Source organism: Aggregicoccus sp. 17bor-14, from assembly GCF_009659535.1.
In the GTDB taxonomy this organism is placed as follows: domain Bacteria; phylum Myxococcota; class Myxococcia; order Myxococcales; family Myxococcaceae; genus Aggregicoccus.
This window is the reverse complement of the sequence record NZ_VJZZ01000002.1, coordinates 548888-562692: the sequence shown is the minus strand read 5'-3', so window position 1 is coordinate 562692 and position 13805 is coordinate 548888. Positions and strand designations below refer to the sequence as shown.

The following is a 13805-nucleotide window of genomic DNA, read 5'->3' as shown; positions in this document are numbered from 1 at the left end:
ATGCCGGCAGCTGCTCGGGGGGCCGTCAGGCCTGCCTGCACGGCGAGCGGAAGGTGGGCGCTGCGCCGCTCCGGTACGCCCTCGTGGGCAATCCCCGTGTCCTCTGCGCGCCACTTCCGCGCCGCGTCTTGCGGCTGGTGGATAGGGGCGCGGCGGCGCGGCGGGGGGCGCCCCGGGCGCGTGCCTACCGTGAAGCGCGCGATGAACCGTCGGCTCTTTCTCACCCTGCCCGCGCTCCTGGCCTGCGGTGGCGGCTCCCCTTCTCCCGGCAGCCCCCCTCCTCCCACGGGACAGCCTTTCGACGTCACGGCGTTCGGCGCGCGCGGCGACGGCGTCACGGACGACACGGCCGCCATCCAGGCGGCGCTGGACGCGGCCGGGGCGGCCGGGGGCGGCATGGTGCTCGTCCCGAGCGGCACCTTCCGCGTCTCGCCCAGCGCGCGCACGCGGCTCGTGCTGCGCAGCGGCGTGCACCTCACCGGGCAGGGGCTGTCCAGCGTCCTCAAGGTGCGCGACGACGCCGGCGACTACGGCACGCTGCTGGGTGCGGCGACGGACGCCACCCCGCTCACGGACGTGCGCATCAGCAACCTGTGGATCGACCAGAACACCGAGGCGAACCGCACGGGCAGCGTGCGCACGGGGCAGGAGTCGGCGGTGCAGAACGCGCTGCGCGTCTTCGCCGGCAGCGACGTGCACGTGGAGGGGGTGCGCTTCGACGGCGCGGGCGTCAACACGGTGAGGCTCAACGGCGTGGACCTCACGCGCGTGAGCGTGCGCAGCTGCGAGTTCCGCTTCCGGCCGAAGGACGGCGTCGCGGACTACGACAACTCGGCCGTCTACTTCGACTGCACGCACCACGAGGCGCAGGGCAACACCTTCAGCGCGGCCATCGGCAGCGGGGCGCGCGCGTGCATCGAGACGCACCGCGGCCCCTCGCTCGTCACCGGCAACCACTCGGACGGCTACTGGACGGGGGTGAACGCCGTGTCGGCGAGCGGGAGCGCGCCCGAGGTCCCCTCGGGCAACGACCTGCAGGTGACGGGCAACACCTTCTCGCGCTGCAACTGGGGCATCCAGCTGTGGAGCATCACCGGCCGGGTGCTGAGCAACGTCGTCGTCTCGGACAACGTGCTCTCCGTGGCCCAGGTGTCACACGGGCAGGGCAGCTGCGCGGGCATCTCCTTCGTGTACCGCGCGAGCGGAGCGCTGGAGGGGCGGCTGCGGGGCATCGTCGTCCGGGGCAACACCGTCACCCACGAGGACGAGCCCGCCGACGGCCGCCCCATGGCCGACGCCTTCCTCACCGCGGGCCTCAGCCTCCTGCCCGCCGGGGACGTGGAGGACGTGGTGGTGATGGGCAACCTCATCAGCCGCGCGCCCGTTGCGGGCCTGCGCATGGCCAACGCCCTCACCGGGGCGCGGGCGGTCAACGTGCGCGTCGCGCAGAACCTCTTCGTGGACTTCGGGCAGAACGTGGGCGTGCCGCCGTCCTACCGTGCGGCGTTCTACCTCGCGAGCCGGCTCGAGGACGTGGTCATCGAGGGCAACACGCTGCGCGACACCTTCCCCGTGCGCCGGGGCCTCTACTCCGTCTACTTCGACGCGAGCCCCGGCAACGCCGCCGTGCGCAGCCACTACCGCGACAACCACGAGACCACCGCGGACGGCAGCGCCTTCCTCTTCCACAGCGACCAGGATCTCAAGACGGCAGGGGCCCCTGCCCTCCCCACCCGCGGCACCTGGTCGCGGGGAGACCGGGTGCTCAACAGCCTGCCGGCCCCCGGTGCCCCGCGCGGCTGGGTGTGCGTCGAGTCCGGCAGCCCCGGGGTCTGGGTGGTGGACGGCGTGCTCTAGGGGACGGACACGCTCATGGCCGTCCGACCCCGAACTGCGCATCGCGCTCTCGCCGTCGGTCGAGTGGCTCTTCGCCACCAGCAGCAGCCGGGCCGGGCGCCCTGAGCGCAACTTCGTACAAGCCGCGTGCCCGCCGCCCCCCGCATAGAACGGGGAAGCGGAGGCCCTCCTGTGAGACGAGCGCATCTGATCGACGCCCACGCTGCCGTGCCGCACGACGCGCGATCGATCCCCGCGCTCGCCGTGCCGCTGCTCTCGCTTGCCGCCTTCGGCAGCAGCCTCTCGCTGCGCTTGACCGACCCGCTGCTACCGCACCTGGCGCAGGAGTTCTCCGTCTCGCTCGGCGAAGCGGCGCATGTGATCACCTTCTTCTCCATCGCCTACGGCCTGTCGCAGCTGCTCTTCGGCCCGGTCGGCGACCGCTACGGCAAATACTTCGTCATTGCCTGCAGCAGCGTGGCCTGCGCGCTCAGCGCCTTGCTGTGCGCCCTCGCGCCCAGCTTCCGGCTGCTCCTGCTCGCACGCCTGCTGGCGGGCGCCAGCGCGGCCTGCGTCATCCCGCTGTCGCTGGCGTGGATCGGCGACGTGGTGCCGTACCGGGATCGCCAGCCGGTCCTGGCGCGCTTCCTGATCGGCCAGATCCTCGGGGTGTCCGCCGGCGCGCTGGTGGGGGGGCTCGCAGCCGACTTCGACAACTGGCGGCTGCCGTTCTTCGGCGTGGCCTCCGGCTTCGTCGGCATCAGCCTGGGCCTGTTCTCGCTGAATGGGCGTCTGCCCGAGCATGCCCGGAGCACCCATCGCGCCGAAGGCGCCGTGCTGCGCCGCACGGCCGCGGAGTTCGTGCAGGTGCTCTCACGGCCGTGGGCGCGGGTGGTGCTGCTGGCCGTGTTCCTCGAGGGTGGGTGCCTCTACGGTGCGTTCGCCTTCATCGCCTCGCACCTGTACCTCGTGCACCACCTGACGCTGACCGCAGCGGGCGCGCTGGTGACGCTGTTCGGCTTCGGCGGGCTGGTGTTCGCCCTGCTGTCGGCACGGCTGGTGCGTGGCCTCGGCGAGGTCGGGCTCACCTCGTGGGGCGGCGTGTTGATCGCGGCCTCACTCGCGGCCACCGGCCTGTCGCCGGTGTGGTGGGTGGCCGTCCCCGGTTGCTTCGGCGCCGGGCTGGGGTTCTACATGCTGCACAACACGCTGCAGATCAATGCCACGCAGATGGCGCCGGAGCGCCGCGGCACGGCCGTCTCCGCGTTCTCCTCGAGCTTCTTCCTCGGCCAATCCGCGGGCGTCGCGCTGGCGGGCACCAGCGTGGAACGCTTCGGCACCGCCCCGGTCATCGTGGCCGGCGGGGTGGGCGTTCTCCTCGTTGCCCTCCACGTCAGCCGGCGCATCCGCCTGCGCCAGGCCACCTGAAGGGGCTGGCGCAGGCATTTGTCGAACTTCACCCCGAGCGCGTCGAGGCCGCGCACCGCGAGCTTCCAGCGCCTGCGGCCCTGCACGGTCAGCGTGCGCTGGGCATCCGGCACGGCGCGAGAGCGCGGGGCCGCCGCTGCATGGCGAATCAGGAGCAGCGGGGTCTACCGCGTACGGCGCCCGGGCGAGCGCCGCTTCGAAGCGGCGCACGTCGAGCAGTCGCGCCTGGACGAGGCAGGCCTCCACCCGACTCGCTGAAGCCCAGGTCAGTGCGTTGGCCCGGGAGGCCATGCAGGGGAGGGAGTCGTCTGGCCCACTTCGATGAGGTAGCCGTCAGGGTCGCGGATGTAGCAGCGGATCTCGTGCGCGTGCTTCCGGGGTGGGGTCACGAACTCGGCGCCCCGCTGCTTCCATTGGGCGTAGCACGCGTCCATGTCTGCGACGCGGAGGTTCAGGAACGAGCTGGTCTTGTGCGCGTCGCTCGGTGGCTCGAGGGAGACGTCCGGCTTGTCGTCGGTGGGTCCACCCCCGTCGTTGATGATGATCCAGCTGTTGGCCAGCCTGACCGCCGTGGGCCTGCCCTCGCTGACGACCTCGCCCCCGAGCACGTCCCGGTAGAACGCCGCCGAGCGCTCGACGTCCCGACTGGTGATGAAGTGCGTGACGACGAAGCCTTCGCGCGGCATGGGGAATTGGTGGTCGTTCACGAGCTCCATGGCGGTCCTCCTGCGGTTCGAACCTGAGGTCGCAGCCCCCGCACTCCGCATCCACGTCCTGCTCGCCCCCTCAAGCGGGGAGCTTGTTGGCCAGGATCTCGACCTTCTCGATGGAGGGCGGCTTCGCGAGCAACTCGCCGGCCTTGGCCATCAGCGCCTTCGCGATGGGGCCGTCCAGGTGCGCCTGGCGCGCGGACTCGGCGTCGAAGGTGTCGAAGATGCCGAAGGAGCTCGGTCCCAGCCGGAGCGCGAACCAGGTGGTGGTGCCGGCTTCCTTCTGCGCGAGCGGCAGCGCCCCCGCGAGGAACTGCTCGACGTCTGCCTCCTTGCCCTGCTTGGCCTCCATGCGTGCCAACAATGCGAGCTTCGCCATCGCGCGGCTCCTCGTTCGGGGTGGGGCTTCAGCGCGAGTGTACGCACGAAGTGGCGGGCGGAACGCCGGCCGCCGGGGTCAGCCTGGAGGTGGACCGGGCAGACGCGTGCAGCACGGGCGACCGAGCGCAAGGCGCGAGCTGCCGGCGACGCACCGACCGAGAGCGACGGGAGCGCGGGTGTCTGTGGACCGTGCGCCGCGTCCCTACCCTTGCGGTGACTCCTCCCCACTGCGAGGTGCATCCCATGGCTACATCCCAGGCTCCACCGCTGGCTGCCGGCACGCAGGCCCCCTCCTTCACCCTCAACGTCACGCCCGACCAGCGGCTCACGCTCGAGGACTGCTCGGGCAACTCCGTGGTCCTCATCTTCTACCCGGCGGACTGGAGCCCGGTGTGCAGCGACGAGCTCGCGGTGTTCAACGAGCTGCTGCCCGAGCTGAAGCAGCTGGGAGCGAACGTGCTCGCCATCTCGGTGGACGGTGCGTGGTGCCACGCCGCCTTCGCGCGCGACCGGAAGCTGCACATGCCGCTGCTCGCGGACTTCGAGCCCAAAGGGAAGGTCTCGCGTGCATTCCGTGCCTACCGCGAGGAGGAAGGCGTCTCCGACCGGGTGCTGTACGTGCTGGACGGCGAGGGGAAGGTGTTCTGGAGCTACCGCTCCCCGGTCGGCGTGAACCCTGGCGCGGACGGGGTGCTGGATGCGCTCGAGCGGCTGAACGCCCAGTCCGGCGGGCGCGCGAGCCCGGCGCCCGGGCAGGAAGCGCGGGTGCCGTCATGAATGCGCGCACGGTGGCCATGAGCCCGGAGGACCACGTCAGCGGCTCCCCCAGTGCGCCAGTGATGCTCCTGGAGTACGGCGACTACCAGTGCCCCTTCTGCGGCCGGGCCCAGGCCGAGGTCGAACGGTTGCGGCAGGCGCTCGGCAGCCGGCTCTGCCTCGTCTTCCGCCACTTCCCGCTCACGCAGGCGCACCCGTACGCGGAGCAGGCCGCGGAGGCCGCGGAGGCCGCCGGCGCGGAGGGCCGCTTCTGGGAGATGCACCAGCTCCTCTACGAGAACCAGGACGACCTCTCGCTGGAGGCGCTCATCGAGTACGCGGGCATGCTGGACCTGGACGTGGACGCGTTCGCCAGCAGCGTCCAGGAGCACCGCTTCCACGACAAGATAAGGCGCGACTTCATGACCGGCGTGCGCAGCGGCGTGAACGGCACCCCCACCTTCTTCATCAACGGGCACCGCCACGACGGCGCCTTCTCGGCAGAGGCGCTGCTCGAGGCCATCTCCGGCAGCCCTCTCTCCGCACCCTGAGCTCGCCCGAGACCCTCCACCTCACCCCGCGCCCTCTGCTGCGGGGACGGGGTGAGGGGCGGCCTTGAGGTGCGTGCGCCTAGCGCAGCTCGAGCTTGCCGATGGCGAAGTCGTTGCCCGCCACGACGTCCTCACCGAGCTTGTTGCGCAGCAGGGCGCGGAACTTCGCACCCGGCGACGCCCCGTCGAACACCACACCCTCGGTGGCGCCCGTGGGCATGCTGAGGCGCAGGGTGTAGAGCACCGAGCCGGCGGGGATGAGGGTGTCCGTGAGGACCGCCCCCGCGCCGCTGGCCTTCTGGCTCTGGCCGCTCACCAGCACGCCCTGCAGGGGCCCGCTGGTGGGAATGAGCGCCATGGCGGCCGTGGGGGCGCTGCCCGCGGGCAGTGCGCTGCCGTTCGTCATCAGCGGGCTGCCGGCCTGCGCGCGCGTGGTGTCGAGCGGCAGGTTCATGCCCACCGAGTAGCCGGTGAGGTCCTCCAGGGTGACCAGGTCCAGCACGATGTTGCGGCTGGTGGAGGCGGGGTTGCGCATGAGGCGGATCTTCCCGCTCGTCGGCTCGGTGAAGGCGAAGCCGAGGGCGGCGGTGACGTCGAAGGTCGTGCTGGTGCCAGCGCCGAGGCCCGTGGCGGAGGCCGTCAGCCGGAAGCCCGTGCCCACCTGCTCCATGGAGAGGTCCCCGAAGCTGGCCAGGCCGGCCGTGCTCGTGCGGGTGAGCGTGCCGGAGAGCACGGCGCTGGAGCCGTCGGCGAGCCCCAGGCTGATGGCGAGCGCGCTCGCGGTGCGGTTTCCGAACGCATCCTCCACCGCCACCTGCACCGCCGGCGTCATGACGGCGCCGGTGGCGATGTTGCTGGGCTGGGTCACGAACGTGAGCCGGCTCGCCGCCCCGGCCGTGATGGAGAAGGCGCTGCTGGTGGCACCGCTGAGCCCCGAGGAGGAGGCGCTCAGGGTGTAGCCGCTCGCAGCGCGCGTCACCTGCAGCGAGGTGAAGCGGGCCACGCCGCCCACGGCCGCCACGGTGGTGGTGCCGCCCAGCGTGGTGCTGCCGGGGTTCGCGCCGAGCGCCAGCGTCACGCTCGCGGTGGAGGGGGTGAGGTTGCCCTGCGCATCGAGGAGGGAGACCTCCACGGCCGGGCTCAGGCTCACGCCCGCCGCGCCGCTCGCGGGAGGCTGCACGCTGAAGGCGAGCCGGCTGGGCGCGCCCGCGGCGATGGTGAAGGCAGGGCTCGTCGCGCCGCTCAGCGCCGTGGCGCTCGCCGCGAGGGTGTAGCCGCTGCCCGCCCTGTCCAGCGTGAGGGTGGAGAAGGTGGCCACGCCCGCGCTCGCCGTCACCGTGGTGGTGCCGCCGAGGGTGGCCACGCCCGGATTGCTCCCGAGCGCCACCGTCACGCTGCCGCCGAAGTCGGCCGCGGTGTTGCCGTAGCCGTCCTGCGCCGTGACCACCACCGCGGCCAGCGCCGCGGCGGCCGTGCCGTCCTGGGGCGGGGTGCTGAAGACCAGGCGCGCCGCGCTGCCCGCGGCGACGTCGAAGCTGACGCTGGTGGCGTCCGCCACGCCCGCGCTGGAGGCGCTGAGCGTGTAGCCCGTCCCCGCCTGCTGCACGGACAGGCCGGTGAAGCGCGCGAGGCCGCTCGCGGCGCTCGCCGTGGAGGTGCCGGAGAGGCTGGCCCCGGCGCTGCCGCCGTGGAGCGCCAGCGTGAGCTCGGGAGCGCCGCTGGTGACGCGGTTGCCGAAGCGGTCCTGCACCGCCACCTCCACCGTGAAGGCCTGGCCCGCGGGGGTGCTCGCGGGCTGGGTGGTGAAGGCGAGCTGCGCCGCGGCCGCGGGCGCCACGTCGAAGGACGCGGAGGTCGCCGCGGTGAGGTCCGTGGCGCTCGCGGTCAGCGTGTAGCTGCCCGCGCGGTCCACCGAGAGCCCGGAGAAGCGCGCGATGCCGCCCACGGTGAGCTCGGTGAGCAGGCCGGAGACGGGCGCGCTGGGCGCCAGGGCGAGCGCTACGCTCGTGCTGCTGTCCGGCACGGTGTTGCCGTGCGCGTCCAGGACCGCGACCTCCACGTCCGCGAGCGTCGCGCCGGCGGTGGCGCCGGTGGGCTGCACGCGGAAGGCGAGGCGCGCGGCGCTGCCCGGCACGATGGTGAAGGCGCGCGAGGTCGCCGCGGTGAGCCCCGCCGACGTGGCCTCGAGGCGGTAGCCGCTCTGCGCGAGGTCCACGGAGAGGCCGGGGAAGGTGGCCACACCGGCCACCGCGCTCACGCTGCGGGTGCCCGAGAGGACGGCGCTGGAGTCACCGCCGCTCAGCGCGAGCGTGATGTTCGCGGTGGCGTCCGCCACGGCGTTGCCGAAGGCGTCCTCGATGCGCACCTGCACGGAGGGCGCGAGCGGCTCGGCCGCGGTCGCGCTCTCCGGCGGCTCGACGGCGAAGGCGAGGCGCGAGGCCGCCGCCACCGCCACGTCGAAGGTGCTGCTGGTGGCGTCGGTGAGGCCCGCGGAGGAGGCCGTCAGCACGTAGCCCGTGCCGGTCCGGGCCACCGAGAGGCCCGTGAAGGTGGCCACGCCGTTGACGGCCGCCACCGTGCTGCTGCCCGCGAGGGTGGCGCCGCTGCTGCCGCCGCCGAGCGCAAGGGTGATGGAGGAGGAGGCGCCCGTGGCGACGTTGCCGAAGGCGTCCTGCACCGTCACCTGCACCTCCCCCAGGGCCACGCCCGCGGTGGTGCTGGCCGGCTGCGCCGTGAAGGCGAGCGCGTGGGCCGCGGCCGGAGTCACCGCGAAGGCGCTGGAGGTGGCGCCCGTGTGGCCCGCGGCGCTGGCGGTGAGCTGGTAGCCCGTGCCCGCGGTCTCGATGGACAGCGCGGAGAAGTGGGCCACGCCGTCCACGGCGGAGGCGGTGCGCGTGCCCTGGAGGCTCGCGCCGGCGCTGCCGCCCGAGAGGCTGACCGTGATGCTCGCGGTGGAGTCCAGCACGCGGTTGCCGAGCGCGTCCTGCACCACCACATCGGCGGCGAGGCCCGCGCCCGCCACGGTGTCCGTGGGCTGGGTGAGGAAGGCGAGGCGGGAGGCCACGCCCGAGACGATGGCGAAGGTGGCGCTCGAGAGGCCCGGGAGGCCGGTGCTCGAGGCGACCAGCTGGTAGCCCATGCCGCTCTTGTCCACCGAGAGGCCCGCGAAGGTGGCCACACCGGAGGACGCGGTCGTGCTCAGCGCGCCGGAGAGCTGCGCCGCGGCGTCGCCGCCCGTGAGCGCCAGCGTCACGCTCGCGCTGGAGTCGGTGAGGTTGCCCAGCGCGTCCTCCACCCACACCTGCACGGCGGGGCTGAAGGCCTGGCCGGCCGCGCCGCCGGAGGGCTGCACGCCGAAGGCGAGGCGGGCCGCCGCGCCGGGGGTCACCGCGAAGGCGGCGCTCGTCACGTCCACGAGGCCCGTGCTCCGGGCGACCAGCGTGTAGCGCGCCGCGGCGCGGGCGAGCGAGAGGTCCGCGAAGCGGGCCACGCCGCCCGCCGCGGTGGCGCTCGCGGTGCCGGAGAGGACCGCGCCCGAGGGCGCCTCGCCCAGCGAGAGCGAGACCTCGCCCGCGAAGCCCGGGACGAGGTTGCCGGATGCATCGAGCGCCTCCACCTCCACCGCGCCGAGCGTGGCGCCGGCCGGGCCGCCCGCGGGCTGCGTGCGGAAGGCGAGCGCGGCGGGAGCGCCGGGGCTGACCGCGAAGGCGGCGCTGGTGGCGCCCGTGAGCGAGCCCGAGCTGGCGGCGAGGGTATAGCTGGTGCCGGCCTGGGCCACGGAGAGGTCCGGGAAGGTGGCCACGCCGTTGACGGCCGCCACCGTGCGGGTGCCCGCGAGGCTGCCCGCCGAGAGCGCCAGCGTGACGCTGGCAGTGGAGGCGGTGACGGTGTTGCCGTGCACGTCGCGCACCGCCACCTGCACCGCGGGAGCGAGGGCGCTGCCGGCCACGGTGGAGGAGGGCTGGGTGACGAAGGCGAGCGAGCGGGCCGCGCCGGGCTTCACGCGGAAGGGCGCGCTGGTGACGCTCACCGCGCCGGGCGCGGAGGCGACCAGGGTGTAGCCCTCGCCCACCTGCGTGATGCTCAGCCCCTGGAAGGTGGCCACGCCGTTCACCGACACCGTCTCGAGCGTGCCCTGGAGGGTGGCGCCCGAGGGGTTCGCGCCCAGGGCGAGCGACACCGAGAGGGCGCCGGTCAGGGTATGGCCCTGCGCGTCCTTCACGGCGACCGTCACCTCGGGCAGCAGCGTGCCGTCCGCGTCGGCCTCGTCCGGCGCCGCCGAGAAGGCCAGCGTGGGCGTGCTCTGCGGCGCGGCGCTGATGGAGAAGGCCGCGCTGGTGGCGCCGGTGAGGCCGCTGGCGCTGGCGACCAGGGTGTAGCCCTCGCCGGCCTTGTCCAGCGCGAGCTCGGTGAAGGTGGCCACGCCGTTCACCGCCGCCACGGTCTTGAGGCCCGAGAGGCTCGCGCCCGCGGCGTTCTGCCCCAGGGCGAGGGTGATGGAGGTGTTGGCCGCCGTGACGGTGTTCCCGTCCGCGTCCTGCACCGTGACCTGCACGGACGGGGCGAGGTGCGCGCCCACCTGGGCGGCCGTGGGCTGCGCCGTGAAGGCGAGCTTGCGGGCCACCTGCGCCGGCGGGGAGCCACCGTCGGGCAGGTCGTTGTGGGGCTTGGCGCCCTTGCAGCCGGAGGCGAAGCTGGCCGCCGCGAGCAGGGCCAGCGCGAGGTGCTTGAGGCTCAAGATGGACGTCTCCTGACGAGGGGCGCGGTTCACGGGCGACCGCCGAACTTGTTGAGCAGCTGGGTGAGGTCCGCGTCGTCCGTGCCGCTCACGGTGCCGGTCACGTCGACGTTCCAGTCGTAGAGGGGGGCCTCGGTGGTGGCGGGCGAGGTGCCGAGCCGGCTCGCCATCGCCGCGAGGTCGATGAAGTCCAGCTGCTGGTCGCGGTTCCAGTCGCCGGTGCCGTTCACGCCCTTCTCGGCGGTGGCCGAGGGGTAGATCTCCCACAGGCCGCGGCCGAAGGTGGACACGCGCAGCATCGAGCCGGTGCGGCTGATGAACATGTCCGTCACGCTCGCCATGGGCAGGCCGTTGCCGAAGCGGCGCCAGGTCTGGCCGCCGTCGATGCTGCGGTACACGCCGAGCTCGGTGCCCACGTAGAGGGTGTTGTTGGCGGTGTCGCCCGGGTCGTAGCGCACCGAGCCGATGCCCACGTTGGGCAGGTCGAAGCCCGTCCCGTTGCCGTGCAGCGGGGCCCAGCTCGCGCCGCGGTTGGTGGTGATGAAGAGGTGGCCGAGCGCGTCCGACACCAGGCTCTTGCCGTCTCCCGCGAGCGGGGCCGCGCTCGCCGCCACGTACACGTCACCCGCCGTCTTGCCCGCCGGCGTGGCGGGCGGGAAGGAGACCATGGACGTGTAGCTGACCTTCTCGTCGGCCCCGAGGGTGCCGTCGCCGTTGGCGTCGAAGCCCAGCACGCTGCTCTGGGTCCAGGTGCAGGCCGTGGTGGTGCCCGTGCAGTTGCTGGTGACGTAGAAGCGGCCGCCGCTCATCGCCACGCCGTACAGGCCGTCGATGGTGGGCGAGGCCGCGAGGTTGCGGGTGGCGCCGGTGAGGCAGGGGCTGATGGCGGCCCACGCCCCCGTGCCGCTCACGCGGTGGACGGCGCCGTTGGTCGCGGTGAGCACCGTGTTGACGCTGGGGCTGGCCTGCGCCACCGCGTAGCGGATGATGAAGGGCTGGCCCTCGCCGGGGCAGGTGGTGGTGGACAGCGGCGTCGCGTTCTTGGTCGTCCACGCGGTGCCGGCGTTGCAGAAGCTGTTGGCCGACGTGGGCACGCAGGTGCGGCGGCTGCCGTTCACACTCGCCCAGTAGACGGTGGCGCTGCTCGACGGGTCCTTGCTCGCGGCCGCGCCGAAGCCGTCGCCGCCGATGACCTGGTTGAAGGTGGTGGAGGAGGCGCCTGCGGCCGGATCGCGGAAGCGGGTGCCGTTGTCCTGCAGGCCGGTGTACGCGAGGTAGGAGTTGCCCGTGGCCGGGTCACCCGAGGCCATCGAGTAGCCCAGGTGCGTGACGATGCCCTGGTTCATCCCGTTCCAGACCACCTGGGGCGGCGTCGCGTTGAAGAGGTTGCTCGAGACGAAGAGACCGCCGTCGCTGCCGCCCATCGCCAGGTAGCCCGTGGCGGTGCGCACGATGAGCGCCGCGTGCCAGTCCGCGTGCACGTAGTCCAGGGTGCCGCCGGTGACGTTGCCGCCGCCGCCGCTGGGCAGCCAGTGCGAGACGTTCTCCCAGGTGGGCGTCGCGGAGAGGCCGTTGCTGGTGCGCAGGCCGCAGAGCATGCCGCCGATGAGCACGTTGTTGTCGTTGGCGGGATCCACCGCCACCGCCGAGTTGTACCAGGCCTGCCCGGCGTTCACGTTGACGGTGCCGCAGTCACGCGCGCCGCCCACGGAGTTGGTCGCGTTCGCCAGCGTGCCGTTGATGGCGACCCAGGTCGCGCCCGAGTCGGTGGAGCGCCAGTAGCCGGCGCCCGCGGGCGCGTTGTACTCGTCCTGGTTGCCCAGCTGCGCGTACACCACCGTCACCGCAGTGGCCGACGGAGTGCCCGCGCCGAGCGTGAGCCGGCCCACCGCCGTGGTGGGGATGGCGCCCGCGGCCTTGCGCGAGCTCCAGGTCGCGCCCGCGTCGCTGCTCGTCCAGAGGTCGCCCGGGTTGCCCGCGGTGCAGCCCGTGGCGCCCGAGGCCTGGCCAACTCCTGCATCCGGAGGCCGGCTGGCGGCATCGCACGCGTAGACGCCGCTGAGGGCCCAGCGGCTCACGCCGTTGACGGCGCCCGTGTACACGATGCTCCACACGCTCTCGGGCTTCTGCGTCGTGCCCTGGTTGGGCAGGTCCACCAGGCTGTAGCTCGCGCCCGCGTCCGTGGAGCGGAAGAGCCCCACGTCCGTACCCACCAGCACGACGTTGGAGTTGGTCGGGTCCACGCGCAGCGCGCGGATGCGCAGCGCCTTCACCGAGAGGCCGCCCGAGCCGGCGGGGTACTGCCCCGAGAGGCTCACCGGCGCGCCCCAGGTGGCCGCGCCGTCGGTGCTCTTCACCACCTGGCCGCCCGGCGTGTCCACGAAGTCGCCCAGGCCCGCGTAGAGCGTGTCCGGCGCCTGCGGGTCCAGGTCCAGCGCCCCGATGGCCAGGTTGCCCAGCGTCTCGGCCACCGGGTACCAGGTGGGCTTCGCGTTGCCCATCTCGAAGGTCTTCCATACGCCGCCGCCGCTGGTGCCCAGGTAGGCGATGCGGGTGTCGGCGGGGCTCACGAGGATGGCGTTGACGCGGCCCGAGTCCACCTCGCTGTAGAGGCTGCCGTTGTACTCGAAGCTCGCGTTGGTCGGACCGAGGTTCACCCACGACAGGCTGGCCGCGTTCGCGCCACCCACGATCGCCGGCTGGTCCACGCCGGGCGCGGCGCGCAGCGGGGACGCCAGCTGCGGCGCCCAGCGCTGCGCCTCCTGGTGGGAGACGCGCGCCAGGTGCTCCATCGCCTCGGGAGTCCGCGTCCCCCACAGCGTCTTGGCGGCGATCATGCGGCGCATCGCATCGTCGCCCTCGGCCTCGCCCTCACCGGGCGCCGTCTCGCGCCACGCGTCCGGGTCGGCCTCGCGCCAGCCCTCGTCGCCCGCCTGCGGATCCTTGAGGAAGTCGCGGAGCTTGGCGCGCGCCAGCTGGTCCACGTAGCGCCGGTAGGCACTCACGGACGGAGGCACGAGGAGAACGGCGGCGGTCGCCACGGCGGTGGCCGCCAGAAGCTTCTGTTTAACGCGCAAGGAATATTCCGTTCGCTGAGGGAAATTTTTCGCGGATTTTAGGTGCGCTTATCGTTGGAGTGTCAAATGGGGTGCAAATGCCCCGGGTCTCGGGTCCACCCCCTGGATTCACCCTGCCCCTGCGTGCGGCCGGACCCTGCCCACGGGTGAAAGGGGCGGGCCGACAGCCGCGTCGGGAGGGGAAACCGAGACAGTGCGTGGAGGGCAAACGAACGGGTGCGCGCGAGCCCCCGCAGGGGGCGGGTCACCACGCACCCGGAGTCCCGACGACCTGAGGAGGTCTCTCGGACAGGTCACTGCAGGCGCGCGGGTCCCGCTGAGCCATCCG

At 73.2% G+C, this 13805-nt stretch carries 8 protein-coding genes; 4 read left to right on the top strand and 4 right to left on the bottom strand.

Annotated elements, in window-relative coordinates; translation table 11 throughout:
• Positions 1 to 201 precede the first annotated feature (201 nt).
• Together FGE12_RS06285 and FGE12_RS06280 are read left to right on the top strand one after the other, a co-directional pair.
• Positions 202 to 1857 carry a glycosyl hydrolase family 28-related protein gene (locus FGE12_RS06285; protein ID WP_194797631.1) on the top strand — a complete coding sequence of 552 codons (1656 nt, stop codon included), beginning with the start codon at positions 202 to 204 and terminating at the stop codon, positions 1855 to 1857.
• Between the two features lie 171 nt (positions 1858 to 2028).
• Positions 2029 to 3264 carry an MFS transporter gene (locus FGE12_RS06280; protein WP_370458895.1) on the top strand — a complete coding sequence of 412 codons (1236 nt, stop codon included), beginning with the start codon at positions 2029 to 2031 and terminating at the stop codon, positions 3262 to 3264.
• 266 nt (positions 3265 to 3530) lie between these two features.
• On the opposite strand, the gene FGE12_RS06275 is transcribed toward FGE12_RS06280, so the two are convergent.
• Both FGE12_RS06275 and FGE12_RS06270 read right to left on the bottom strand, forming a co-directional pair.
• Positions 3531 to 3980: a VOC family protein gene (locus FGE12_RS06275; protein ID WP_153865418.1), complete on the bottom strand. Its 450-nt coding sequence runs from the start codon at positions 3978 to 3980 to the stop codon at positions 3531 to 3533.
• 70 nt (positions 3981 to 4050) lie between these two features.
• On the bottom strand, positions 4051 to 4353 hold the full coding sequence (locus tag FGE12_RS06270) for a putative quinol monooxygenase (RefSeq protein WP_153865416.1): 303 nt from the start codon (positions 4351 to 4353) through the stop codon (positions 4051 to 4053).
• Between the two features lie 245 nt (positions 4354 to 4598).
• Between FGE12_RS06270 and FGE12_RS06265 the strand changes: the two genes are divergently transcribed.
• Both FGE12_RS06265 and FGE12_RS06260 read left to right on the top strand, forming a co-directional pair.
• Entirely contained in the window at positions 4599 to 5132 is a 534-nt protein-coding gene (locus FGE12_RS06265) for a redoxin domain-containing protein (protein WP_153865414.1), read from the top strand.
• The gene (locus FGE12_RS06260; protein WP_153865412.1) at positions 5129 to 5662 is read left to right on the top strand and encodes a thioredoxin domain-containing protein; all 534 of its coding nucleotides are present in this window, start codon (positions 5129 to 5131) and stop codon (positions 5660 to 5662) included. The genes FGE12_RS06265 and FGE12_RS06260 overlap by 4 nt, the downstream gene beginning before the upstream one ends.
• A gap of 79 nt (positions 5663 to 5741) precedes the next feature.
• On the opposite strand, the gene FGE12_RS06255 is transcribed toward FGE12_RS06260, so the two are convergent.
• Positions 5742 to 10400, bottom strand: coding sequence for a hypothetical protein (locus FGE12_RS06255; RefSeq protein WP_153865410.1), 4659 nt, complete (start codon positions 10398 to 10400; stop codon positions 5742 to 5744).
• 29 nt (positions 10401 to 10429) lie between these two features.
• Complete coding sequence (locus FGE12_RS06250) at positions 10430 to 13405, bottom strand: hypothetical protein (protein WP_153865408.1); 2976 nt, start codon at positions 13403 to 13405, stop codon at positions 10430 to 10432.
• Between the last annotated feature and the right edge of the window lie 400 nt (positions 13406 to 13805).